This is a genomic window from Barnesiella sp. An55, assembly GCF_002161555.1.
Classification (GTDB): domain Bacteria; phylum Bacteroidota; class Bacteroidia; order Bacteroidales; family Barnesiellaceae; genus Barnesiella; species Barnesiella merdipullorum.
Genome location: NZ_NFHZ01000008.1, coordinates 71,320 through 96,628, shown reverse-complemented (window position 1 = coordinate 96,628; position 25,309 = coordinate 71,320). Strand labels below are relative to the sequence as shown.

Here is a 25,309-nt window from a genome sequence, read left to right as displayed (position 1 = left end):
ACGGTGCCCCATAGGCTGTTTCAATTCTTTATCCAACCGTCGTATTTGAATTCGCAATTGCGCCACCCATCCTTGATGCGGATATAGGTTTCGCTCTGTTTCTTGGCCAGCCACTCGTTGAGGATATCGGTCTTTTTCTTCTCCTCGACAATGGCTTTGAGGGTTTGATAGTCATCAGACATGTTGGCCTTGTGACCCTCGATGCGATTCTTCAGTTTCACGATAGCCACCACCTCTTTGTTCTTACGCTCGTCGGTCATCACAAAGGGTTTCGAAATTTCGCCCACTTGCATATCGGCCACCACTTTGGCGACATCCTGGGGGAGCTGCCCCATCTCAAACCTAGGGTTACCGGTTTGCGAATTCACCATCAAACCCTTGTTGTTGCGGGTATCCTTGTCTTGCGAAACATATTGTGTAATCTCGTCGAATGTAAATTTATTGGCTACCAAATCGGTGCGCAGAGTATCGAGACGGACCAACGCATCGGAGATATCTTTTTCGGAAACATGCGGACGCAACAGAATGTGGCGCACATTGATGCGGTCGCCCCGTTTCTCGATGAGCTGGATGATGTGATAGCCATACTCAGTCTCGACAATCTTCGATACCTTCTTGGGGTCGTTGAGGTTAAAGGCGACATTGGCAAACTCGGGCACCAGGTTGCTCTTGCTCACAAAGCCCAGCTCGCCGCCCATCATGGCCGACGCCCGGTCCTCGGAGTAAAGCACGGCTAAGGTCGAGAAGTCGCGTTCTCCCTTGTTGACCTGCTCGCTGAAGTCGCGCAGACGGGCCTTCACATTGTCAATCTCCTGCTGCGGCACCTTGGGGTTGAGGGTGATTATCTGCACCTCGACCTGCATGGGGATATAGGGAATACTATCGACCGGTAACTGATTGTAGAACTTGCGCACCTCGGCGGGGGTAATCTTGACATCTTTCACCAGACTGCGCTGTACCTCCTGCACGGTGCCCTGGTCGCGGATGATATTGGCCAGCTCTTCACGAATCTCGGTAACCGGTTTCTTGAAGTACTCTTCCAGCTTCTCTTTCGAGCCGATATTGGCAATGAGGTAATTGATACGGGCCTCGACCTGCTGGAAAACCGTAGCATCGGGCACCGTAATCGTATCGAGTTTGGCCTGGTGCAGGAAGAGTTTCTGCACGGCAATCTGCTCGGGTATCACACAGTAGGGATCGCCATCGATACGCTGTCCGTCATATTGCATCTGTCGGTACTGCTCTTCCACCTCCGACTTGTAAATAGCTTCATCGCCAACCACCCACACGACCTCGTCAATTACGTTGTCGTCGGCGGCAAACGCAGGTGCAGCCACAGCGACTGCCACTACAAAAAACAAAAGCCAATCAGTAAGTTTACGCATAACTCAAATATTATTTTACACTATCTTTTTGTAGAGATTTCTCTCGTTGATACAACCATTTTATTTCGCCCGATTTCTCGGCATCGTTATAGAGATTCTCTTCCAACTCCCGGTTGAACTCGAGCCGGTTGTTGTTGGCGAGAATTTCCTGAATCTGGGTCTTGGCAAAATCATAGGGCATCACCTCGCCCTTTACCTTAAACTCGGTAATGTGGAGCAGATACCAGTAGCCGTTCTTGTTGAACTCGAGATTGCGATGGTTCTTCAAGAAGGTCTCGGGGTCGCCAAACTCATAGGGTATGTTGCTGACTATCTCTTCGAAGGGGACCCACCGGTCGTAGAAATAGTCGTAGATAACCACGTTTTTCAGGGCATACTTCTCTATTTTTTCCACCCCGTCGGGTTTGGTCGAGCAATACCACTTTTTCAACTGTCCGATGTTGGGAGCACTCTCGGGCACCTTGAGGTAGAGACCCTTGAGAATGGCCTCACGCAGGCGGAACATATCGGGATTCTTCTCGTAATAATCGCGCATCTCCTGCTCGCCAAACTCCTTGGAAGCCCGCTCGCTCAAGAGCCGTTTGCGGTATTCAAAGATAACCAGGTCGCGCCGGTATTGCTCTACCAGCTTGTCGATACGCTCCAGATCGGGCACATTCTTACGCGCCACATCATACAGCAACTCGTCGTTGACCCAACGCTGGATATAGCGCTCGGCAAAATCGGCACTGTCGGCCGGCGAGAGTCCCTGGGGCATCGCCTCGTTTACCTCCTGCCGCGACAAGATGGCATCGCCCACCTGTACCAGTGAGTTTTCGTCGCTCTGTAACCCACTTCGGCACGCCGTGAAAAGGCATGCCGAAAGGATTGCAACGAGTGCTGTTATCGATACTTTATACATCTTGTCTTCTACAACCGGATAACTATCGCTAAATATACGACTAAATAACCAGTTGCTATTGCTTGTTAACGGTTTTTAGGACATCTTCGTTTATTTCTACCGGATACTTTTTGTTGAGGTTTTCGACCCATACCTTCTCGAGGTAGTTTTGATAGTCGGCCGTTACCTGGCCACGCACGTCGGTATAGGCTTCGGGTTTCTTCAACAGCTTGCCCGAGACGAAGGCTACCGGCAACTTCTCATCGGCTTTGGCGGCAGCTCCCTTGAATACCAAGTAGTCTATCCAGGCGTTCTCACCCTCGACAAAGAGGCCACGCTCTACTTTCACCCGAGTGAGCGAATCGGTATTGAACTCGCGGTTGAGTACCACGATTACCGAGTCGGCATCGAGTTTCTTCAGGCGTTTCTTAACAGCCGTAGCGGTGGTGTCGTCACTGCACTGGATGAGGAATCCTTTATAATGAGGTTTGTCCCATTTGTAGTTCTTTTTGTTTTTCTTGAAGAACTTCTGCAAGCCCTTGGTGTCTTGCGAAGCCTTCTCCCACACCTCGCGGTTGCTCACCTCGAAGAGCAGCATGCCATCGCGATACTCGTTCATGAGGTTGCGGAAGTCGAGGTATTTCTCTTCGAGACGGCTCTTTTCATAGTCGAGTATCTCACGGTCGATCATGAAACCAACCATGGCTTTTACATAGTCCGATACATTGCGAGTTATATCGCGACCTTTGGGCAGGAAGCCGGCAAAGTCGGCTACCGTATAGGAGTGTCCCTTGAACGAGAAAAGCGGACTTTGATCGTTGTGGATGGCAGCAATGTAGGCCGAATCGACCTTGCCCATCTCTTGAGCCAATTTCATCAGCTTCTCCTGCTGAGCCTCGACCAGTGAAAATCCATACTCGCCTTTCAGCTTCTCGACCATGGCGGCACGAGCCATACCACCACGCTCGTCGCGAGTCATGAGACGGGCAATCTCGGGACGCATCTGTTCAAAGGGTTTTATACCGCGCTTGTCGAGCAACTTGATGATGTGCCAGCCATAGGGCGAGAGCACGGGTTCAGAGATATCGCCTTTGTTCTTGAGGGCAAAACCGGCATCTTCAAACTCCTTGACAAACTGTCCGCTGCTTACCCAGGGCAGTTCACCGCCACGCACGGCTGTTCCCTTGTCTTCCGACCGCTCCTTGGCCACGGTGGCAAAATCGGCACCGGCTTTCAACTCGGCATAAATCGAGCGAATCTCGGCCTCTTTTTGGGCTTTCACTTCATCCGACGCATTGCGGGGAACCAGTACCATGATATGGGCAAAGAGGAATTCTCCCGGATCGGGACGACGACTGTGCACCTTGATGATATGGTAGCCAAACTGGGTCTCTACCACATCGGAGACCTGACCCGGCTGCAAGGCAAAAGCGGCCTTCTCGAAAGGATAGACCGTGCGGCCACCCCGAATGAAACCCAAATAGCCTTTGTTCTGGCGCGAACCGTCTTCGCTATATTTCTCGGCCAATGCGCCAAAGTCTTCGCCCGCTTTGATACAGGACAATATCGAGTCGGCCTTCTGGCGGGCGGCAGCTCTTGCCTCGGGGGTGCGGGCATTGAGGCCAATGAGGATGTGACTTACCTCGACATCCTCTTTCATGCGGTCGTAGGCCTCGCGGGCCAACCGCTCATCGACCGACGAGTCGATGAGATAGGGCTTGGCCAACTCGTCGCGGTATCCGGCCAACTCTTTCTTGAAAGCTGCAGTCGTGTCGATACCCAGAGCCTCGGCCTCGGCTACCTTGAGCTTATAGTTCTTAAATAGCGTAACGTACTCGTCGAGCGACTTCTGGTCAACCTGTTGCTGGCTGTTCTTGTTGTAAATGTACTCGAACTCCGATTTGTGAATATCCTTGTTGTTCACTCTCATAATGACCGGGTCCACATCGGCAGCCAAGACCCAAGCCCAGGTATTACCGGCAAGCAAAGCCGCTACAAGCCATTTGTTTTTCATTGTGTTATATGCGTTATGTTTTTATCGAGTCCCTTTCGGGCTCAAGTTATCAAAAAAATAATACACTATTTTAACGTTGCAACGACCGAAAAATTATATGGCAACCGATAAAATAGTGTATCATTTTTCTCAAAATCTATTATCTCACCCCGTTATCCCCGGCTGTAATTGGGAGCTTCGCTGGTAATGGTCACATCGTGGGGGTGACTCTCGGCGACTCCGGCATTGGTGATGCGGGTGAATTTAGCATTGTGCAGGGCTTCGATGTCTTTGGCTCCGCAGTAGCCCATACCGGCACGCAAACCGCCTACCATCTGGTAAACGACTTCGTAGAGCGAACCTTTGAAGGGTACACGGGCGGCGATTCCCTCGGGTACCAGTTTCTTGGTGTCGGTCTCGTTGGCCTGGAAGTAGCGGTCTTTCGAACCCTTCTCCATGGCTTCGAGCGAACCCATACCGCGGTACGATTTGTACTTACGACCGTTGAAGATGATGGTCTCGCCCGGCGACTCTTCCACACCGGCCAGCATACCACCCAGCATTACCGAATAGGCTCCGGCGGCCAGGGCCTTGACAATATCGCCCGAGTAGCGTATGCCACCGTCGGCAATCAAGGGAACACCGGTACCTTTCAGGGCCTTGGCTACGTCGTAAACGGCCGACAGCTGGGGCACTCCCACACCGGCAATGACACGGGTCGTACAGATGGAACCCGGGCCGATACCAACTTTCACACCGTCGGCTCCGGCATCGACCAAGTAACGGGCGGCTTCGCCAGTGGCGATATTGCCTACCACTACGTCGATATCGGGATATTTGGCTTTAATGTCTTTCAAAACGCCTATCACGCCTTTGGAGTGACCGTGTGCCGTATCGATAACGATGGCATCGGCACCGGCCTCGACCAGAGCATCGACACGCATCATCGAATCGACCGTAACACCCACACCAGCGGCTACGCGCAGGCGACCCAGTTTGTCTTTGCAGGCAAAGGGTTTATCCTTGGCTTTGGTAATATCCTTGTAGGTTACCAGACCTACGAGACGGCCATCTTTATCGACAACCGGCAACTTCTCGATTTTGTGTTTCTGGAGAATATCGGCTGCCTGTTGCAAATCGGTCGATTGCGAGGTGGTTACCAGGTGATCTTTGGTCATTACCTCATCGACCAGCCGATCGAGGTCGCGCTCGAAACGCAGGTCGCGGTTGGTCACGATACCTACCAGAATCTTGTTTTCATCGACTACGGGAATACCGCCGATGTGAAATTCGCTCATCATGGCCAAAGCCTCGCGCACGGTAGAACCGCAGCGAATGGTCACCGGGTCGTAAATCATACCGTTCTCGGCACGTTTTACGGCGTGTACCTGACGGGCCTGGGCCTCGATGCTCATGTTTTTATGAATAACGCCAATACCACCTTCGCGAGCTATGGCAATTGCTAACTGTGCTTCGGTAACAGTATCCATAGCCGCCGAAACTAAGGGGATATTTAATCGGATATTTCGTGAAAACTGTGTCGATAGCTCGACTTCACGCGGAAGGACTTCGGAGTAAGCGGGGATTAACAGCACGTCGTCAAATGTTAATCCGTCCATCACCACTTTTTCTGCAACAAATGACATAATGAAGTTCATTAGAATTTTATTGCATGCAAAGATAAGAATTTTTCGCAAGCATTTGTAGCCCTTCGCCAGTTTTTTTTATTATTTATCCTTCCCCTACTCCCCTCGCCCCGAATGTAAAAACGGAATAAAAAAGAGGGACGGCTCCTGTATCGGAACCGTCCCTCATATGGGGGGTTACGTTTACGTCAATTACCCATTTCGGAGAGGAACTTGATACGTATCAACCGTATCTCCTCCTCGCTGTATTCCATACCGAACTCTTCGATGGCATCCTCGAGGCTGTCGCTCTCGCTCTCCTTGAAATAGTTGAAGATATCGTCGATGTGCTCATCATCCATGATCTCGCGCAAGAAATAATCGATATTGATTTTCGTGCCCGAATAGACGATGGCTTCGATTTCGTCGAGCAGTTCGCCAAACTCGAGACCTTTCGACTCGGCCAGTTCGTCGAGGGCTATCTTGCGGTCGATGGCCTGGATAATCGAGACTTTCAACTTCGACTTGTTGGCGACGGTGCGCACCCGCAAATCTTCGGGGCGCTCAATCTCGTTTTCCTCGACGTGTGCCTTGATGACCTTGATAAACTCTTCGCCATAGCGTTTGGCTTTGCCGGCACCCACACCCGGGATGTTCTGCAACTCCTCGAGGGTGATGGGATAGGTCGTAGCCATGGCTTCAAGCGAGGGGTCCTGGAAGATGACGTAGGGCGGCAGTTCGAGCCGCTTGGCTATCTTCTTGCGCAGGTCTTTGAGTATGGAGTACAACTCGGGATCGACCGCACAGGCGGCGCCGCCTTTCATGGGCACCTCTTCTTCCATCTCTTCAAAATCGACATCCTTCACAATCTTGAACGATACCGGGTTCTTGAGAAATGCGTGGCCGGCCTTGGTCACCTTCAACAATCCGTAATTTTCAATATCTTTACTTATATAACCGGCAATCAATGCCTGGCGAATGACGGCATTCCAGGTGCGCTCGTCCTCGCCTTGTCCGCTACCAAAGACCTCCAGGTCTTCGTGCTGGTAAGAGAGTACCTGGCTGGTCTCTTTTCCCATCAGGACATCGATCACATATTCGGCTTTAAATTTCTCTTTCAGTGCAATGATAGTTTCAAGAACCGCACAAAGTTGATCTTTTGCTTCCACTTGTTTTTTAGGATTTAGGCAATTATCGCAATTTCCACAATTATCTTCTTCATACTCCTCGCCGAAGTAGTGCAGCAGAATTTTGCGACGACAAAGCGACGACTCGGCATAGGCTGCGGTTTCCAACAGCAGCTGCTTGCCTATCTCTTGCTCGGCCAAAGGCTTTCCCTGCATGAACTTCTCGAGTTTCTGCAAATCTTTGTTGATATAAAAAGTTATGCATTGGCCTTCACCTCCGTCTCGACCGGCACGCCCCGTCTCTTGATAGTATCCCTCAAGACTCTTGGGTATATCGTAGTGGATGACATAGCGCACATCGGGTTTGTCAATACCCATGCCAAAGGCTATCGTGGCGACGATTACGTCGATCTTTTCGAGCAGGAACGCATCTTGGTTTTGGGTGCGGGTAGCCGAATCCATGCCGGCATGGTAGGGCAAAGCCCGTATGCCGTTGACCTGCAACAGCTCGGCCAGCTCTTCCACCTTCTTGCGGCTGAGGCAATAGATGATACCCGACTTGCCCTCTTGCGACTTGATGTATTTAATGATATCCTTGTCGATGTTTGCCGTCTTGGGGCGCACCTCGTAGTAGAGGTTGGGCCGGTTGAACGACGACTTGAATACCGTGGCATCGAGCATACCCAGATTCTTCTGGATATCGTGCTGCACCTTGGGGGTGGCAGTTGCCGTGAGGGCGATGACAGGTTTCACACCTATCTCGTTGATAATGGGTCGTATGCGACGATACTCGGGACGGAAGTCGTGCCCCCACTCCGAGATACAGTGCGCCTCATCGACGGCATAGAACGAGATGTTTACCTGACGCAGGAAATCGATGTTCTCCTCCTTGGTCAGCGACTCGGGTGCAACATACAGCAATTTGGTTTTTCCCGACAGAATATCGCTCTTTACCTGGTCTATTGCCGCTTTGTTGAGCGAAGAGTTTATAAAATGAGCCACGCCGTCTTCGGCGCTGAAGTTGCGCATGGCATCGACCTGATTCTTCATCAATGCAATCAAAGGCGAAATGACAACGGCCGTCCCATCGAGAATCAGGGACGGAAGTTGATAACAGAGCGATTTGCCTCCACCGGTGGGCATCAATACAAAAGTGTCTTTCCCGGCGAGTAAATTCTTGATAATCGCTTCCTGATTTCCTTTGAAGGTATCGAATCCGAAATTCTTTTTCAGTTCCTCGGTCAAATTTACTTCTTTTGCCATACGGTTATTCTCTTTCTCGTTATTTGGTTAGCCCGATACTCTTTATCGGTCTAACAAATTTATAAACATCTCTGCGTAATTACCAAATTTTACTGCTGCTTTTTTATACGGCCAATAGTTTTGCTTTTTCTAATTTTTTCTCGGCATAACTGCGAGTAATATGTAATTTCTTTTTGGACGACGAGGGGGTCTCATACATGGCATCCATCATCACCGTCTCGACAATCGAGCGCAACCCACGGGCTCCCAACTTGAACTCGATGGCCTTATCGACCACATAGTCGAGCATATCGTCGTCGAAGGTGAGTTTCACGCCGTCCATCTCGAACAGTTTGACATACTGCTTGACAATCGAGTTCTTGGGCTCGACCAGGATACGGCGCAACGCCTCGCGGTCGAGGGGTTGCAAATAGGTAAGAATGGGCAACCGCCCGATAATCTCGGGAATGAGTCCATAGGCCTTGAGGTCTTGGGGGGCAATGTACTGCAAGAGGTTCTCCCGGTCGATGCGGTTGTTGCTGCCGCCACCGTTGAATCCTACCACATGGGCATTAAGCCGCATGGCTATCTTGCGCTCGATACCGTCAAAGGCACCGCCACAAATATAGAGTATATTCTTGGTGTTCACCGGAATCATCTTCTGCTCGGGGTGTTTGCGCCCGCCTTGTGGCGGCACGTTCACGATGGAACCTTCGAGCAGTTTCAGCAGACCTTGCTGCACACCCTCGCCGCTCACATCGCGGGTTATCGAGGGGTTGTCGCTCTTGCGGGCAATCTTGTCGATCTCGTCGATAAACACGATACCCCGCTCGGCGGCTTCGACGTCATAGTCGGCTACCTGAAGCAGACGGGTGAGAATACTCTCGATATCCTCGCCCACGTAACCGGCCTCGGTGAGTACGGTGGCATCGACTATCGTAAAGGGCACCTTGAGTAACCGGGCAATGGTCTTGGCCAGCAATGTTTTGCCGGTACCGGTGGGCCCCACCATGATGATGTTCGACTTCTCAATCTCGACATCGTCGTCGCTGGCGGCCTGCATGATGCGTTTGTAGTGGTTATAGACCGACACGGCCAGATACCGCTTGGCATCGTCCTGCCCGATGACATACTGGTCGAGAAACTTCTTTATCTCGTCGGGCTTGGGCAACTCCTCGAGCGAGATAGCCCACTTGGAGTCTTTCTTCCGCCGCTTGTGCAGATACTCCTCGGCGAGAAGATAGGCCTGTTCGGCACACTCGTCGCAAATGCAGCCATCACGTCCCGGCATGAGCAGCCTTACCTCATTTTCGCCTCTTCCGCAAAAACTACACTTCTCACCTTTCGCCATCGTTCAAATCGTTTTTCTTGGATTTTACCAATACTTCGTCGATCATGCCATACTCCTTGGCCTCGATGGCGGTCATCCAGTAGTCGCGGTCCGAGTCTTTTTCGACCCGCTCATAGGGATTGCCCGAGTGGTCGGCGATGATGGTATAGAGTTCTTTCTTGAGTTTCTGTATCTCACGGGCCGTAATCTCGATATCGGAGGCTTGTCCCTGAGCACCACCCATGGGCTGGTGTATCATCACCCGCGAATGTTTGAGGGCAAAGCGTTTACCCTTGGTACCGGCTACCAGCAGCACGGCGCCCATCGAGGCAGCCATACCGGTACAGATGGTCGATACGTCGCAGCTGATGAACTGCATGGTGTCGTAAATGCCCAGACCGGCATAGACCGAACCGCCCGGGGTATTGAAATAGATCGAGATGTCTTTGCCGGGATCGGCTGCATCGAGATAGAGCAGCTGAGCCTCGATGACATTCGACGTATAATCGTCGATAGGTGTTCCCAGGAAGATTACGCGATCCATCATCAATCGCGAGAACACATCCATCTGAGTGACATTCAACTGGCGCTCTTCCATAATCGTGGGAGAGAGGTAACTGCTGGTAAACTGAGCATACTGATCGAGAGCAAGCCCGTTCATGCCCAGGTGTTTTACCGCATAATTTCTAAAATCGTTTGTCATACTATACTTCGTTTTTTTGATTGTTTTCAACCCTATTTTCAGTCAAAGATATAAATAAAAACAGTTATGCCCCAAATAATTTTAGGAAGCGGGCCACTTTTTTACGGCTATCTTTCACAAAAAATAATATATCACGTGTCCCTGCCCCACCCCGTCACGTCGCAACCAGACTGGTGCAGGTAACAAGAAGCCCCGAAAACGAAAGGTTCCGGGGCTCCAAAGAGGTTATGTATCAAGCGTTTCCTTACTCGGCAGTTTCGAAAAGTTTCTGGAATTTCTCCATCGAAATCTCTTTGGGGGTAAGGGTTACCGACTCTTTGATAGCGGTCTGGATCTTCTGCTCGGTAGCCTGGTTGATCAAGCGCGAGCGAGTCTCTTTGCTCGAGAGCATCTCGTTGCCGTAACGCTCGAGTACATCGTCGGGCACACCGGTCATGCCATATTGGGCAAACTGGCTGGCAGCCACACGTTTGGCCAGAGCCTTGAGGTCGTTGTCATCGACATGGATATCGAATTGTTTTACAATCTCCTCTTTGATCAACTGCCACTTCAAGTCGGGTACCATCTTGGCAAAATCTTCGTCGATAGTCTCGGCCTTGCGCTCCTTGTCGGTAGCCAGCAACCAGCGTTTGAGGAATGCGTCGGGCAACTCGAAATCGCCTACGGCCTTTTCGATGGCAGCGCGGGCATCGATCGAGAACTTGTAGTCGCTCTCGGGAACCAGTTGATGGGCAATCATCTCACGCAGTTTGGCGAAATACTCTTCTTCGCTCTTGACGGCATCTTTGCCAAATACGTTGTCAAACAGTTCTTGGTTCAACTCGGCCGGTTGCAGATGTGTAATATCTGTCACTGTCATTTCGAAGTCGGATGTCACATTGGCAGCCTTCTCCTTGTCGGTATTGAGCATCGAAGCGAGCTCGGCTACCGAAGCGTTGCAACTCTTCGAGGGGTTGAATACCACTTTGTCGCCTTTCTTCACGCCGGCAAATTTGGCTTTCTCCTCGTCGCTCTTGAAGTAGTTGGGCGATACGATGGTGCTCTCGACAGTGATGCCACCTTCGAGGGGAGTGCCGTCGCTCGACAACTCGACCATCGAACCCTTGATGAGGTCTCTCTCATCGGTCGATTCATCTACCGAAACCTGTTTGCCGAAACGAGTCAGGAAAGCTTCGTTCTGACGTTTTACCATGTCGTCGTCAACGGTAATCGTGTAGTAGGGAACCTTGATTTTCTTATCGACTTTCACATCCAGCTCGGGAGCCAGGGCTACATCGAAACGGAAGGTGAAGTCGTCCTGAGCATCGAGATCGACCGTCATGTCTTCGGCCGTCATAGGCTCGCCCAGGATATTGAGTTTGTTGTCGCGGATATAATTGTACAAGGCTTCTGAAACCAAGCGGTTGATCTCTTCTACCCGAACCGATTTTCCGAACATCTTCGTGAGGATGCTAAACGGTACTTTCCCTTTTCTGAAACCGGGGATGTTGGCTTTCTGCCCGTAAGCGCGAAGAGATTTATCAACTTTGTCCTGATAATCGGCTTTCGATATTTCAATCGAAATCACTGCATTCAGGTTGTCGGTGTTTTGATGTGAAACGTTCATTCTTTATGAATTTTATTAAATTAGACTCTTTACTGTTTTTCTCTCTATTCCCTGCAAAAAGCGTGCAAATTTTGAGAGCGCAAAATTAGTGCTTATCTTTCGATAATCAAATTATTATTAAAATTTTTCTTTGGAGTCGGGCATCACCACCCTCTTTTCACAGCCAGGCCCAGGTGTGGTTCACTTGGTATCGGCCATGAGCTGGTCGAAGAAGTCGTCGAGCTCCTTGTCCATCTTTTCCCAAAAATCGTCGTGCAGATAGATATTCTCGTCGTCGAGCGTGATGAGATCGGCTACCGGTTCCATATTGGCATCGACCAGGACCACCGAGAAGGGCGAAATAAAATCGAGCGAATGAAGGGCCTTGTTCACCTCGTCGTGATTCAACACCTCTCTCAAAAAAGCAATCAACGCCACATGAGGTTCCTCGCTGTCGTGAGCCGAGCGCCACTCGTCGAGCTCCTCGACGGTTGCTTGAGCCAACACCCCGTCGGCATCGTCAAAGACGGTAAACAGTTGTTCGTCATACTTCACCTGCACATACATGTCGGTGAGCGACATGTCCTCTGCACGGGCCTTCTCGACAGCCGCACAGATGGTTTCGCACAGGGTTGAGAAAAGTTTTTGTTCCGAAGCGTTCATATGTATTCATTTATTCGACCTTCAAAGATACGAAAAGTCGAGGACAAAAAGTCCAAATTGTGGGGAGTTTTTTGTCGGAGCCCTCTCTACGCCACCATATCCTCGGCTCTGTCCGAACCTCTTTTGCAATGTCGCGATGCCGGCTCTTACGCAAAAAGAATAAAAAATATATCGTTTTATTCAAAAATTCATAACGATTTGTTTGGATTCAAAAATGATTTCATTACATTTGCAACATCAAACTCACAATTGAGACACGATGAGAAACTTTGATTTTGCATATTACTTTTACTTTTATTTTTATTTTCACCAAAATAAAAACGGGGTTTTATGCAACTAAGAACTTGTAAAACAGAATAACGATATATGTACAATAAAATCCCGTTCATCACACGAACGGGATTTTTTATTTTCGACTTATGAAGAAAAGAGTGACCATACAAGGTATAGCAGGCTGTTACCACGAAGCTGCCGCCCGTGCCTACTTCGGCGAGGAGGAGATTGAACCCGTAGCCTGCGCCACCTTCCCCGAGATGTTTGAGCGCATGGCCGACGACCGCTCCCTGCTGGGCATCATCGCCATCGAGAATACCATTGCCGGCAGCCTGCTGCAAAACCACGAACTGTTGCGCAAGAGCGAGCTGAATATCATCGGGGAGTACAAGTTGCGCATCTCACATGTGCTGGCTGCCCTGCCGGGCGAAACTCTCGACGACATACGCGAGGTGAACTCCCACCCCATGGCCCTGATGCAGTGCGGCGAGTACCTCAAGGCTCACCCCCGCATGAAACTCGTCGAGAAGGACGATACGGCAGGCAGTGCCTACGAGATAGCCCAGCAACAACTCAAGGGGCACGCTGCCATCTGCGGCCGACTGGCAGCCGAGATTTACGGGCTGAACATCCTGGCCGAGGGTATCGAGACCAACAAGCGCAACTTCACCCGATTTCTGGTTGTGGCCAATCCGCTCTACAGCGAGCTACTCACCGCTGGCAAACGCATCAACAAGGCATCGCTCGTCTTCAGCCTGCCCCACACGCAAGGCAGTCTGTCGAAGGTGCTCACCATTCTCTCCTTCTATGACATCAACCTGTCGAAAATACAATCCATGCCTATCATCGGGCGAGAATGGGAGTATCGCTTCTACATCGACCTTACCTTCGACAATTTCACCCGTTACAAACAATCGCTCGAGGCTATACGCCCCCTGACCAAAAACTTCAAAATACTCGGAGAATATGCAGAATTCAACCGTCCCCTTTGACATACAGCCCGCCAACCGGGTGAACAGCGTGAGCGAATACTACTTCTCGCGCAAGTTGAGAGAGATTGCCGACCTCAACGCCCAGGGGCTCGACATCATCAGTCTGGGCATAGGCGGGCCCGACCGGCCGCCTCACGCCGACACCATCGAAGCGCTTTGCTCCGAGAGCCGACGCCCCGACACCCACAGCTATCAACCCTATGTAGGAATACCCGAGCTGCGCCAGGCCTTTGCCGACTGGTATGCCCGCTGGTATGGTGTCGTCCTCGACCCGCAGCGTGAGATACAGCCGCTCATCGGCTCGAAGGAGGGTATCCTGCACATCAGCCTCGCCTTTCTCAACGCCGGCGACGGTGTGCTGGTTCCCAACCCCGGCTATCCCACCTACACCTCGGTGAGCCGGCTGGCCGAGGCCGAGATATTCACCTACGACCTCGACGAGAGCCACGGGTGGCAACCCGACTTCGACCAGCTCGAGTCGCTGCCGCTCGACCGCATCAAACTCATGTGGGTCAACTACCCCCACATGCCCACCGGCACCAACGCCTCGGTAGAGCTGTTTACCCGTCTGGTCGAGTTTGGCCGGCGCCACGGCATCGTCATCGTCAACGACAACCCCTACAGCTTTATCCTCAACGACCAACCCCTCAGCCTGCTGTCGATTCCCGGTGCGCGCGAGTGCTGCATCGAGATGAACTCGCTGAGCAAGTCGCACAACATGGCGGGCTGGCGCATCGGGATGCTGGCCTCCAACCCCCGGTTTGTCGAATGGATACTGCGGGTGAAGAGCAACATCGACTCGGGCATGTTCCGCCCCCTGCAAAGCGCGGCAATAAAGGCTCTCTCGTGCGGCCCCGAGTGGTATGCCGAGGTGAACCGGGTATATCGCTCCCGGCGAGCAATTGCCGAGCAGATCATGCAATCGCTCGGGTGCCGGTACGATCCCTCACAAGTGGGGCTCTTCCTGTGGGGTCGTATCCCCGACGAAGCCCGCGATGCCGAGTCGATGGCCGACCGGGTACTCCACGAAGCCCGCGTCTTCATCACCCCAGGCTTCATCTTCGGGAGCCAAGGCAACCGCTATCTGCGCATCTCGCTCTGCGCACCCGACGAACGAATGAGCGAAGCCCTGCAACGAATCCAAAATATGAAATCTTAAATACACTCTCATCATGAACGATTTACAACCCATTGTACTCCCCGGGGTCGATAGCAAACGCCCCATCATCATAGCCGGTCCCTGTAGTGCCGAGACCGAAGAACAAGTTATGAACACGGCCCGGCAACTGGCTGCACAAGGTATCAAGATATTCCGCGCCGGGATATGGAAACCCCGCACCAAACCGGGAGGTTTCGAAGGCGTGGGCGTGGAGGGCCTGGCCTGGCTCAAGCGGGTCAAAGAGGAGACCGGCATGTACACCGCCACCGAGGTGGCCACCGAGCGCCACGTGTTCGAAGCCCTCAAACACGGCATCGACATCCTGTGGATCGGGGCCCGCACCACGGCCAATCCCTTTGCCGTACAAGAGATTGCCAACGCCCTGAAGGGGGTCGATATCCCCGTCTTGATCAAAAACCCCGTAAATCCCGACCTGGAGCTGTGGATCGGTGCCGTCGAGCGCATTTACAATGCGGGTCTGCACCGGCTGGCAGTCATCCATCGCGGCTTCAGCAGCTACGACAAGCACCTCTACCGCAACATGCCCCAGTGGCACATCCCCATCGAGTTGCGTCGGCGCCTGCCCAACCTGCCCATCTTCTGCGACCCCAGCCACATAGGGGGTAAGCGCGAACTGGTGGCTCCGCTCTGCCAACAGGCCATGGACCTGGGATTCGACGGCCTCATCGTCGAGTCGCACTGCGACCCCGACTGTGCCTGGAGCGACAAGAACCAGCAAGTGACCCCCGACGCCTTGAACTACATCCTCCACATGCTGGTCATCCGCGAGACCACCCAGACGACCGAGAACCTCTCGGAACTGCGAAGCCAAATCGACCAGCTCGACAACCAACTGCTCGAGCTGCTGGCCAAGCGCATGCGGGTATCGCGCGAGATAGGCCAATACAAAAAGGAGCACAGCATGCCCGTGTTGCAGACCAGCCGCTACGACGAAATTCTGCAAAAGCGCATGGCTCAAGCCGTAGAGCTGGGCATGGGTGCCGAATTTATGAAAGAGGTGATGCAGGCCATCCACGAAGAGTCGGTACACCAACAAATGGAGATTCTCAACAAATAATAATGGTATAAGCAATCGTATCGTCTATGAAAATAGTCATTCTCGGAGCCGGCAAGATGGGCTCGTTCTTTGCCGACGTACTCAGTTTCGACCACGAAGTCGCCCTCTACGACGTCGATCCCCGTCGGCTTCGCTATGCCTTCAACACCCTGCGCATGACCCGCCCCGAAGAGATAGGCGAGTTTGCCCCCGACCTGGTCATCAACGCCGCCACGGTCAAATACACCATCGAGGCCTTCGAGTCGGTGCTGCCCTACCTGCCGGCCCGCACCATCTTGTCGGACATCGCCTCGGTAAAAACCGGGTTGCCCGAGTTCTACGCCCGGGCAGGCCATCCCTTCGTCTCTACTCACCCCATGTTCGGCCCCACCTTCGCCAACCTGAGCGACCTGAGCACACAGCACGTCATCATCATCACCGAGGGTGACCACCTGGGTAAAGTCTTTTTCAAGGACATCTACCAGCGGCTGCGGCTCAACATATTTGAATACTCGTTCCGCGAGCACGACGAGACCATCGCCTACTCCCTGTCGATACCCTTTACCTCGACCCTGGTATTCGCCTCGATCATGAAGCACCAGGATGCCCCGGGAACTACCTTCAAGAAGCACATGGAGATTGCCCGTGGCCTGCTCTCGGAGGATGACTACCTGCTCACCGAGATACTCTTCAACCCCAACACCCCGCAACAGGTGCGACAGATACAGGAACAACTCTCGGCCCTGCTCGATATCGTCGAGCGCAAAGACACCGACCGCATGAAAAAGTACCTCACCCAGGTGCGAAAGAATATCGAGTGAGACTCCCGGTAACCCAACGAGCCGATACCCCATAAAAAGGCGTGTCGCCCTATGCGGCGCGCCTTTTTTTGTTTTTCCCGGTCACAGTCGTTGTGAGCCTTTCAAATAATCGGCTGATTCTCTTGCTATTGAAAAATGAGACCTTTTATTTCAAAAGTGATTTTGGTATAATATTTTCTTTTCTTGCAAAAGAATATCTATATTTGTAGGTTGACTTAGGAGGTCGATGACAGTACATTGAAAAAACAGAATTTTACATGAGAAAATATAATGTGTTCCGAATTTCGTGTATCGCACTGCTATGGCTCTTCTGTGCCGGCACGTTGATTTGGTCGAAAGGTGGTATCGATGGGCAAGTTCTGTTTGCCATCATAGCCTCGGGAATCATCGTATTCGTGCCCCTCTACAAACAGTGGAAACGAGAGAGCAAAAACAATTGAGCTGCCGAGTCGATAAAAAACTGTGGAAATGGAACCCGATAACATAGAATTACTCAAACAGATAAACTTCCCTGCCGACCTGCGCAAACTGCCGGTCGAAAAGCTGCCCGAGGTGTGTGCCGAGATACGACGGTTTCTCATCGGCTCGCTCGCCCACAACCCGGGGCACTTCGGGTCGAGCATGGGAGCCGTCGAGTTGACCGTAGCTCTGCACTATGTCTTCGACTCCCCCTACGACCGCATCGTGTGGGATGTAGGGCACCAGGCCTACGGCCACAAGATACTCACCGGCCGCCGCGACCGGTTCGATACCTGCCGCAAGTTGAACGGGCTGAGCGGTTTTCCCAACCCGGCCGAAAGCGAATACGATGCCTTCATTGCCGGCCATGCCTCCAACTCCATATCGGCCGCCCTGGGTATGGCTATCGCCACGCGACTCAAACACGAGGAGAAGGAGCGCAAGGTCATCGCCGTCATCGGCGACGCCTCGATTGCCGGAGGGCTGGCCTTCGAGGGATTGAACAATGCCTCGATCAACCCCAACAACCTGCTCATTATCCTCAACGACAACGACATGGCCATCGACCACAACGTGGGTGGCCTGAACGAATATCTGGTAAACATCACTACCTCGCGAGGATACAACAAATTCAGATACGACGCCTATCGCACCCTGCGTAAACTGAACCTCATCGACGAGGATCACCGGGGGCTGATATTGCGTTTCAACAACAGTCTGAAAGCACTGCTCACCAAGCAGCAAAACATATTCGAGGGTCTCGACATCCGCTATTTCGGGCCCATCGACGGGCACAACGTCATCAATATCGTCAACAAACTGAACGATATCAAAGACATGACGGGGCCCAAGATACTGCACCTGCGCACCATCAAGGGCAAGGGATATGCTCCGGCCGAGAAAGAGCCTACCATCTGGCATGCACCGGGTTGCTTCGACCCGGCTACGGGACTGCGCAAGACCGACAGTGGCGACAACAAGCCGCCCAAGTTTCAGGACGTATTCGGCCACACGCTGGTCGAACTGGCCGAAAAGAACGAAAAGATTACCGTCATTACACCGGCCATGCCCACGGGCAGCTCGTCGTGTTTCATGATGGAGCGGTTTCCGCAACGGTCGTTCGACGTGGGCATCTCCGAGGAGCACGCCGTCACCTTTGCCGCCGGCCTGGCCAAAGAGGGGTTGCAACCGTTTTGCAGTATCTACTCGACCTTCCTGCAACGGGCCTTCGACGAAGTGATACACGACGTGGCCATACAGAAACTGCCCGTAACTTTCTGTATCGATCGGGCCGGTCTGGTAGGTGAAGATGGAGTGACCCACCACGGCGTCTTCGACATCTGCTACCTGCGCTGTATCCCCAACATGACCATCGCCGCCCCCATGAACGAGCACTACCTGCGCCACCTCATGTACACGGCACAGTTGCGCAACTGCGGCCCCTTTGCCATACGCTACCCGCGAGGCAACGGCAGCCTAATAGACTGGCGGTGTCCCATGCACGAAATAGCCATAGGCAAAGGCCGTCAACTCTGCGAGGGCGACGACATGGCCGTGCTCAGCATCGGAGCCATCGGAGTCGATGCCCTGCACGCCGTACAGCGGGCCCGCGAAGCCGGGGTAAAGGCAGCCCTCTACGACATGATATTTGTCAAGCCCCTCGACGAAGAGATACTCCACGAGGTAGGCCAGAGATACAAACGCGTCATCACCATCGAGGATGGCAACATTGCCGGTGGATTCGGGAGCGCCGTACTCGAGTTCATGGCCGACAACGGCTACGCCCCCCGCATCAAACGACTGGGTATCCCCGACCGCTTTATAGCCCAAGGCTCGGTCAAGGAGTTGCATCAGTTGTGTGGCATCGACGAAGAAAGCATCTATAGCACCATTATGGGGAATTGGTAAAAAAGAAAAAATACAAAGGGTATAACAAATTATGAAAATCATCATCGCAGGAGCCGGAGAGGTAGGCACACACTTGGCCAAGCTACTCTCCCGCGAAGAACAGGATATCATCTTGGTTGACAGCGACGAAGAAAAGCTAAGAGAACTCGATGCCAACTATAACCTGATGACGGTCGTGGGCAGCCCCACTGCCTTTAAGACACTCGAGCAGGCCAAAGTGCATCAGGCCGATCTGTTTATCGCCGTCACACCGTTTGAGACCCGCAACATCACAGCCTGTACCATGGCGTCGAAAATGGGAGCCAAAAAGACATTGGCCCGGGTCGATAACTACGAATATTTGCTGCCCGAGAACAAAGCCTTCTTCGACAGTCTGGGAGTCAACGAGCTCATCTATCCCGAGAAACTGGCCGCCGAGGAGGTGATTACCGCCCTGCGTCACACCTGGACCCGCAACTGGTTCGAGCTGTGCAACGGCGAGCTCATCGTGCTGAGCGTGAAGCTGCACGAAAATGCCAAGATTCTGAACAAGAAACTCTACGAACTCACCACGGCCGACAGTCAATATCACATCGCAGCCATCAAACGCATGCACGAGACCATCATCCCTCGTGGTAACGACGAGATAAAAGTAGGCGACATCGCCTACTTCACCACCACGCCCAACCACATCCAGGAGATACAGCAACTCTCGGGCGAAAGTGAGGCCGAGATTCACAAAATCATGATCATGGGCGGTAGCCGCATTGCCATACGCATCTCGAGCTATGCCCCCGACGACATGACGATAAAACTCATCGAGTGCGACCGTCAGAAGAGCTACCGCCTGGCCGAATACATGAACGACGTGATTATAATCCAGGGCGACGGCCGCAACGTCGATCTGCTCAAAGAGGAGGGCATACGCGACATGGATGCCTTCATCTCACTCACCGACAGCTCCGAGACCAATATTCTGGCCTGCCTCACCGCCAAGGAGCTGGGGGTAAAAAAGACTATCGCCGAGGTCGAAAACCTGCAATTCATCTCAACGGCCGAACGACTGAACATTGGCAACATCATCAACAAGAAGCTACTGGCGGCCAGCCGCATCTTCCAGTTGCTACTCGACGAAGACTCGTCGAATGCCAAGTGCCTGGCCCTGTCGGATGCCGAGGTGATGGAACTCGTAGCGAAAGAGAATTCCAAGATTACCAAAGCTCCGGTCAAAGAGCTGAAGCTGCCGTCGGACCTCACCATCGGTGGTCTGGTGCGCGACGGCCACGGTATGATCGTGACTGGTAACACGCACATACAACCCAACGACCACGTCGTGATCTTCTGTCTCGACACGGCCTTGCACAAAATAGACAAGCTATTCAATTAACGAGAGATTATGGCCAAAATTAATGTTCGTGTCATACTGAAATTTGTCGGGATGTTGCTGTGCCTGGAGGCAATTCTCATGCTCGTCCCATACATCGTCGCCCTCATCTATGGCGATGGCGATGCCCCTGCCCTTTTGCAGTCGGTACTGATTACGGCCATCACGGGAGGCCTCTTGTTCTACTTCTTCAGAAATGCCCGCAACGAGGTGGGCAAGCGAGAGAGCTACCTGATTGTCTCCTCGATATGGTTCTTCTTTACCGTTTTCGGTATGCTTCCCTTCTGCCTCATGCCCAACTCGCTGAGCATTACCGATGCCTTTTTCGAGACAGTCTCGGGATTGACCACCACCGGAGCCTCTATTGTCAAGAATGTCGAGGCCCTGCCCCACGGTATCCTGTTCTGGCGCAGCTTTGTACAGCTGATCGGGGGTATGGGTATTATCCTCTTGACCATCGCCATACTGCCCATGCTCAACCATCAGGGCGGACTCATCCTCTTCAACTCCGAAGTGACAGGAATCTCACATGAAAAGCTGAAACCGAAGATTGGCGAAACCTCCAAGAAACTATGGAGCGTGTATATGTCGCTCACAGCCATATTGTGCCTGCTGCTATGCCTGGGCCCCATGAAACCGTTCGACGCCATCTGCCACGCATTCAGCACCATGGCCACAGGTGGATTCTCGACCAAACAGGCCAGCCTCAACTATTGGCACTCGGCCTATATCGACTATGTGATTACGATATTTACCTTTATTGCCGGCATCAACTTTGCCCTGGTTTACAGGGCTGTCACCGGCGACGTGAAACGGCTGTTCTCCAACGAAGAGACCAAATGGTACACCCTCATCGTAGTAGGTGCTACTGTCGTTGTAGTAGCCGGGCTGTACCTGACGAACCAAAACGCCTCATTCGAGCAGACTGTGAGAGTAGCGCTGGCCCAAGTCGTTACCATTATTACCAGTACCGGTTATACCGTGGGCGATTATGTGGCCTGGGGCCCCTTCTTCACTACCGTGTTCCTGTTGCTCATGTTCTTCGGAGCCTGTGCCGGCTCGACCTGCGGTGGCGCCAAAATAGACCGTCTGGTGGTGCTTGCCAAGAATACACGCAACGAGTTCTACCGGGTTATCCACCCCAATGCCATCCTGCCCGTGCGGGTAAACGGCAAAGCCATTTCGCACGAGGTGGTATCGAAGATTCTGGCTTTTATCCTGGTCTATGTGATGGTACTGATTGCCGGCTCGATCATACTCACGGCCTTGGGACTCTCGATCGAAGAGGCCTTCGGTTCGACCCTCTCGTGCTTGAGCAACATCGGTCCGGGAGCCGGAGCCACAGGCCCGGTAGGCAACTATGCCTTTATCCCCGACGTGGGCAAATGGACCCTCTCTTTCATCATGCTCATCGGCCGACTTGAGTTGTTTACCGTACTGATACTCTTTACCTCCTATTTCTGGAAAAACTCATAGGATTTCGCAAAGCCACTATTTTTCGCTATATTTGTATTCTATTTCAATCGTATAGATATATATCTCAAATATGCCTAAGACTCAAGAAGAAGCACAAATACAACCGACTCCGCAGGAAGGAACTGCCCCCGAAGAGTCGGCCCAAGAGCAAAAATCTCACAAAGGTTTGTTCAAGAACGAACGCGTGAACTTCATCACGGGGATGCTCCTTATTATCTCTTCGATTTACATGGCCATCTCGTTTATCTCGTTCTTCTTTACGGGCAGTGCCGACCAAAGCAAAATCGAAAACCTCTCGATAGGCGAGCTCTCGTCGATAAGCAACGATATACAAAACTGGACGGGTGCTTTCGGGGCCTACCTCTCGAACCTGATGATTAACCGCTGGATGGGTATCTCGGCGTTCATCGTAGCCCTGTGGCTCTATGTCGTAGGACGCCGTTTCATCAAAGTGTCGCACGTCCGCATGATACGGTTCACCATCAGCTGTGCGCTCTCCATCATTGTACTCTCGCTCTTCTTCGGATTCATTTTTCTCCACAGCTATGCAAATACATTCCTCTACTTGGGCGGATACCACGGCTACTACGCTACCCAATGGCTCAACGCCTGGATAGGCCCCTGGGGCACGGCTCTGCTCATCGTGGCCCTCGCCATCATCCTATTGGTTCACTTAAGCTACAAGACCATCGACTACATACGTCGGCTCTCGTCGGTCAACCTCACCGGCAAAGCCATTCAGGCCATCCGGGAAAAGGCAGCACAAGTAACCGAGCAGAAAGACGAAGAGGATGACGAGGAAGAGGATGACGAGGAAGAGCCTGACGAAAAAGCCGAGAAAGAGGAAGTAAAAGACGAAACCGAGGAGGCTCACGAACCGGTTCATGAAGAGGAGCCGCAAACCGCTGCCGAGGATGTAACCGACACCCTGCCACCCTATCCCGACGATGTGGTAGAACCGCTCCCCGCCCCCGACGACGTGGTGGAACCCGACCCTGTACCCGAGCACGAAGAGACCAAACGGCTCACCATCGACACCGGCGATCCCTCGTTTGTAATCGAGACCGCCGAGACCGAAGTGCTGGACACCCAGGCCGAGCCCATGGAAGACTACGACCCCACCAAAGACCTCTCACACTACAAGCGGCCTACCTTCGACCTGCTCGACAAACGCGAGAGCAGCGAGGTAGAGATAAACATGGAGGAGCAAGCTGCCAACAAACAACTCATCACCGAGACGTTGAAAAACTACAACATCGGCATCAGCTCCATCACCGCTACCGTGGGTCCCACCGTTACCCTCTACGAAATCAAGCCCGAGGCCGGTGTGCGCATTGCCCGCATCAAGAGTCTCGAAAACGATATCGCCCTCAGCCTTTCGGCCCTGGGTATTCGCATCATCGCCCCCATTCCCGGCAAAGGAACCGTGGGTATCGAGGTGCCCAACAAAGATCCCAAGATGGTATCGATGTACTCGGTACTGGCCTCGCGCAAATTCCAGGAGTGCAAATATGACCTGCCGCTGGCTTTGGGCAAGAGCATTACCAACGAGGTGTTCATTGCCGACCTCTGCAAGATGCCTCACATCCTGGTAGCCGGTGCTACGGGACAAGGAAAATCGGTAGGCCTCAATGCCATCATCACCTCGTTGCTCTACAAGAAACACCCGGCACAACTCAAGTTTGTGCTGGTCGATCCCAAGATGGTCGAGTTCAGCATCTACTCGTCTATTGAGAAACATTTCATGGCCAAGCTGCCCGATGCCGAAAAAGCTGTCATCACCGACAGCGACAAGGTCATTGCCACCCTCAACTCGCTCTGCATCGAGATGGACAACCGCTACGCCCTGCTGGCCAAAGCCAACGTGAGAACCATCAAGGAGTATAACGAAGAGTTCATTCACCGCCGGCTCAACCCCAACAACGGACACAAGTTCATGCCCTATATCGTGGTGGTTATCGACGAGTTTGCCGACCTCATCATGATGGCCGGTCGCGACGTCGAAATGCCTATTGCCCGCATTGCCCAGAAGGCCCGGGCCGTGGGCATCCACATGGTCATCGCCACCCAACGTCCCTCGACAACCGTTATCACCGGTAACATCAAGGCCAACTTCCCGGCCCGTATCGCCTTCCGGGTGATGCAGATGGTCGATTCGCGCACCATCCTCGACGCACCGGGAGCCAACCAGCTCATCGGCCGGGGCGATATGCTCTTCACCGAAGGTGGCGAGTTGAAGCGTATCCAATGCGCCTTTATCGACACTCCCGAGGTGAAACGCATCTGCGAATACATTAGCAAGCAACAGGGATACCCCGAAGCCTACGAACTGCCCGAATACAAAAACGACAACGGCGACACGGGTGGCGCAAACGACGTGATCAACCGCGACCCCCTCTTCGAAGAGGCCGCCAAGATGATTGTCGTCTCGGGACAAGCCTCGACCTCATCGCTGCAACGGCGATACTCCATCGGTTACAACCGGGCCGGCCGCTTGATGGACCAACTCGAAGCTGCCGGTATCGTAGGACCCAGCGAAGGCGGAAAACCCCGTCAGATACTGATATCGGACATCATGGCTCTTGAAAACAAACTGGAATTAATGAAATGAAAACAATGAGTCGCATATTACTTTTTTGTGCCGCTCTCTTCCTGTTGACTTCGGTAGAGCGTGCACAAGCCCAAACCGGCACCGCCGCTCTCGACAAGGTAGTAGAAAAATTCAACCGCTCGGGCGACATCTCGGCCTCGTTTACCCTGACCGCCACCAATGCTATGAACGAACCTATCGACAAGCAATCGGGCACGATAAAAATCGCGGGGAACAAGTTCTACTGGAAAACCCCGACCATGACCGTGTGGTACAACGGCCGGCAACAGTGGGCCTACGTGGAGGCTACCCAGGAGGTAAACCTCACCGAGCCCACCACCGACGAGATTGCAGCCGTGAACCCCTATATTCTCATCCAAACCTATAAACAGAATTTCAGCGTCAAGGCACTGAAGTCGAAAAACAGCCAGCAGCGTATCGCCGAACTCACTCCCAAGAAGAAGGGGACCCACATCGATCGCGTGGTCATTACCGTAAACGCTTCGACCTGGACTCCCCAGTCGTTCCAAATCTACTTCAGCGACCGCACCCACAGCACCATTACCCTGTCGAAATATACTACCGGGCAAAACTTTCCCGATGCTACCTTTGTTTTCGACAAGAAACAGTATCCCAACGCCGACGTGATAGACCTGCGCTAATTACTTAACTACAAAT

19 protein-coding genes are annotated in these 25,309 nt (G+C 52.7%); 10 read left to right on the top strand and 9 right to left on the bottom strand.

Annotated features, from left to right (window positions below):
- Window positions 1-20: 20 nt before the first annotated feature.
- From B5G10_RS06620 to B5G10_RS06580, 9 genes are all read right to left on the bottom strand, one after another.
- Window positions 21-1,385, bottom strand: coding sequence for a peptidylprolyl isomerase (locus B5G10_RS06620; protein WP_087423945.1), 1,365 nt, complete (start codon window positions 1,383-1,385; stop codon window positions 21-23).
- A gap of 10 nt (window positions 1,386-1,395) precedes the next feature.
- The gene (locus B5G10_RS06615; RefSeq protein WP_087423944.1) at window positions 1,396-2,286 is read right to left on the bottom strand and encodes a peptidylprolyl isomerase; all 891 of its coding nucleotides are present in this window, start codon (window positions 2,284-2,286) and stop codon (window positions 1,396-1,398) included.
- 55 nt (window positions 2,287-2,341) lie between these two features.
- On the bottom strand, window positions 2,342-4,279 hold the full coding sequence (locus B5G10_RS06610) for a peptidylprolyl isomerase (protein ID WP_087423943.1): 1,938 nt from the start codon (window positions 4,277-4,279) through the stop codon (window positions 2,342-2,344).
- A gap of 152 nt (window positions 4,280-4,431) precedes the next feature.
- A complete protein-coding gene (guaB, locus tag B5G10_RS06605; RefSeq protein ID WP_087423976.1) occupies window positions 4,432-5,904 on the bottom strand; it encodes an IMP dehydrogenase in 1,473 nt (490 codons plus the stop codon).
- 188 nt (window positions 5,905-6,092) lie between these two features.
- A complete protein-coding gene (gene recQ / locus B5G10_RS06600) occupies window positions 6,093-8,273 on the bottom strand; it encodes a DNA helicase RecQ (RefSeq protein WP_087423942.1) in 2,181 nt (726 codons plus the stop codon).
- A gap of 103 nt (window positions 8,274-8,376) precedes the next feature.
- On the bottom strand, window positions 8,377-9,603 hold the full coding sequence (gene clpX, locus B5G10_RS06595) for an ATP-dependent Clp protease ATP-binding subunit ClpX (protein ID WP_087423941.1): 1,227 nt from the start codon (window positions 9,601-9,603) through the stop codon (window positions 8,377-8,379).
- Window positions 9,590-10,285, bottom strand: a complete 696-nt coding sequence (clpP, locus tag B5G10_RS06590) for an ATP-dependent Clp endopeptidase proteolytic subunit ClpP (RefSeq protein ID WP_087423940.1) — start codon at window positions 10,283-10,285, stop codon at window positions 9,590-9,592. The genes clpX and clpP overlap by 14 nt, the downstream gene beginning before the upstream one ends.
- A gap of 244 nt (window positions 10,286-10,529) precedes the next feature.
- Window positions 10,530-11,891, bottom strand: a complete 1,362-nt coding sequence (tig, locus tag B5G10_RS06585) for a trigger factor (RefSeq protein WP_087423939.1) — start codon at window positions 11,889-11,891, stop codon at window positions 10,530-10,532.
- Between the two features lie 180 nt (window positions 11,892-12,071).
- Window positions 12,072-12,533, bottom strand: coding sequence for a hypothetical protein (locus B5G10_RS06580; protein WP_087423938.1), 462 nt, complete (start codon window positions 12,531-12,533; stop codon window positions 12,072-12,074).
- Window positions 12,534-12,952: 419 nt separating this feature from the next.
- Here B5G10_RS06580 and B5G10_RS06570 point away from each other — a divergent pair, with 419 nt between their 5' ends.
- The 10 genes from B5G10_RS06570 to B5G10_RS06525 all read left to right on the top strand — a co-directional run bounded on the left by B5G10_RS06570 (window position 12,953) and on the right by B5G10_RS06525 (window position 25,293).
- The gene (locus tag B5G10_RS06570; RefSeq protein WP_087423936.1) at window positions 12,953-13,798 is read left to right on the top strand and encodes a prephenate dehydratase; all 846 of its coding nucleotides are present in this window, start codon (window positions 12,953-12,955) and stop codon (window positions 13,796-13,798) included.
- Window positions 13,773-14,957 (top strand): aminotransferase class I/II-fold pyridoxal phosphate-dependent enzyme, encoded by a 1,185-nt coding sequence (locus tag B5G10_RS06565; protein ID WP_087423935.1) that lies wholly within the window; start codon window positions 13,773-13,775, stop codon window positions 14,955-14,957. The genes B5G10_RS06570 and B5G10_RS06565 overlap by 26 nt, the downstream gene beginning before the upstream one ends.
- A 10-nt stretch (window positions 14,958-14,967) precedes the next feature.
- Complete coding sequence (locus B5G10_RS06560) at window positions 14,968-16,035, top strand: bifunctional 3-deoxy-7-phosphoheptulonate synthase/chorismate mutase type II (protein WP_162612481.1); 1,068 nt, start codon at window positions 14,968-14,970, stop codon at window positions 16,033-16,035.
- Window positions 16,036-16,061: 26 nt separating this feature from the next.
- Window positions 16,062-16,835: a prephenate dehydrogenase/arogenate dehydrogenase family protein gene (locus tag B5G10_RS06555; RefSeq protein WP_087423933.1), complete on the top strand. Its 774-nt coding sequence runs from the start codon at window positions 16,062-16,064 to the stop codon at window positions 16,833-16,835.
- A 257-nt stretch (window positions 16,836-17,092) separates the two neighbouring features.
- Window positions 17,093-17,275, top strand: coding sequence for a hypothetical protein (locus tag B5G10_RS06550; protein WP_087423932.1), 183 nt, complete (start codon window positions 17,093-17,095; stop codon window positions 17,273-17,275).
- A 28-nt stretch (window positions 17,276-17,303) separates the two neighbouring features.
- Window positions 17,304-19,202, top strand: a complete 1,899-nt coding sequence (gene dxs / locus B5G10_RS06545; RefSeq protein WP_087423931.1) for a 1-deoxy-D-xylulose-5-phosphate synthase — start codon at window positions 17,304-17,306, stop codon at window positions 19,200-19,202.
- 31 nt (window positions 19,203-19,233) lie between these two features.
- Window positions 19,234-20,568, top strand: coding sequence for a Trk system potassium transporter TrkA (trkA, locus tag B5G10_RS06540; protein WP_087423930.1), 1,335 nt, complete (start codon window positions 19,234-19,236; stop codon window positions 20,566-20,568).
- A 9-nt stretch (window positions 20,569-20,577) separates the two neighbouring features.
- On the top strand, window positions 20,578-22,041 hold the full coding sequence (locus tag B5G10_RS06535; RefSeq protein ID WP_087423929.1) for a TrkH family potassium uptake protein: 1,464 nt from the start codon (window positions 20,578-20,580) through the stop codon (window positions 22,039-22,041).
- Window positions 22,042-22,111: 70 nt separating this feature from the next.
- Window positions 22,112-24,652 (top strand): DNA translocase FtsK, encoded by a 2,541-nt coding sequence (locus B5G10_RS06530; protein WP_087423928.1) that lies wholly within the window; start codon window positions 22,112-22,114, stop codon window positions 24,650-24,652.
- Entirely contained in the window at window positions 24,649-25,293 is a 645-nt protein-coding gene (locus tag B5G10_RS06525) for a LolA-like putative outer membrane lipoprotein chaperone (RefSeq protein ID WP_087423927.1), read from the top strand. The genes B5G10_RS06530 and B5G10_RS06525 overlap by 4 nt, the downstream gene beginning before the upstream one ends.
- Window positions 25,294-25,309: the final 16 nt, after the last annotated feature.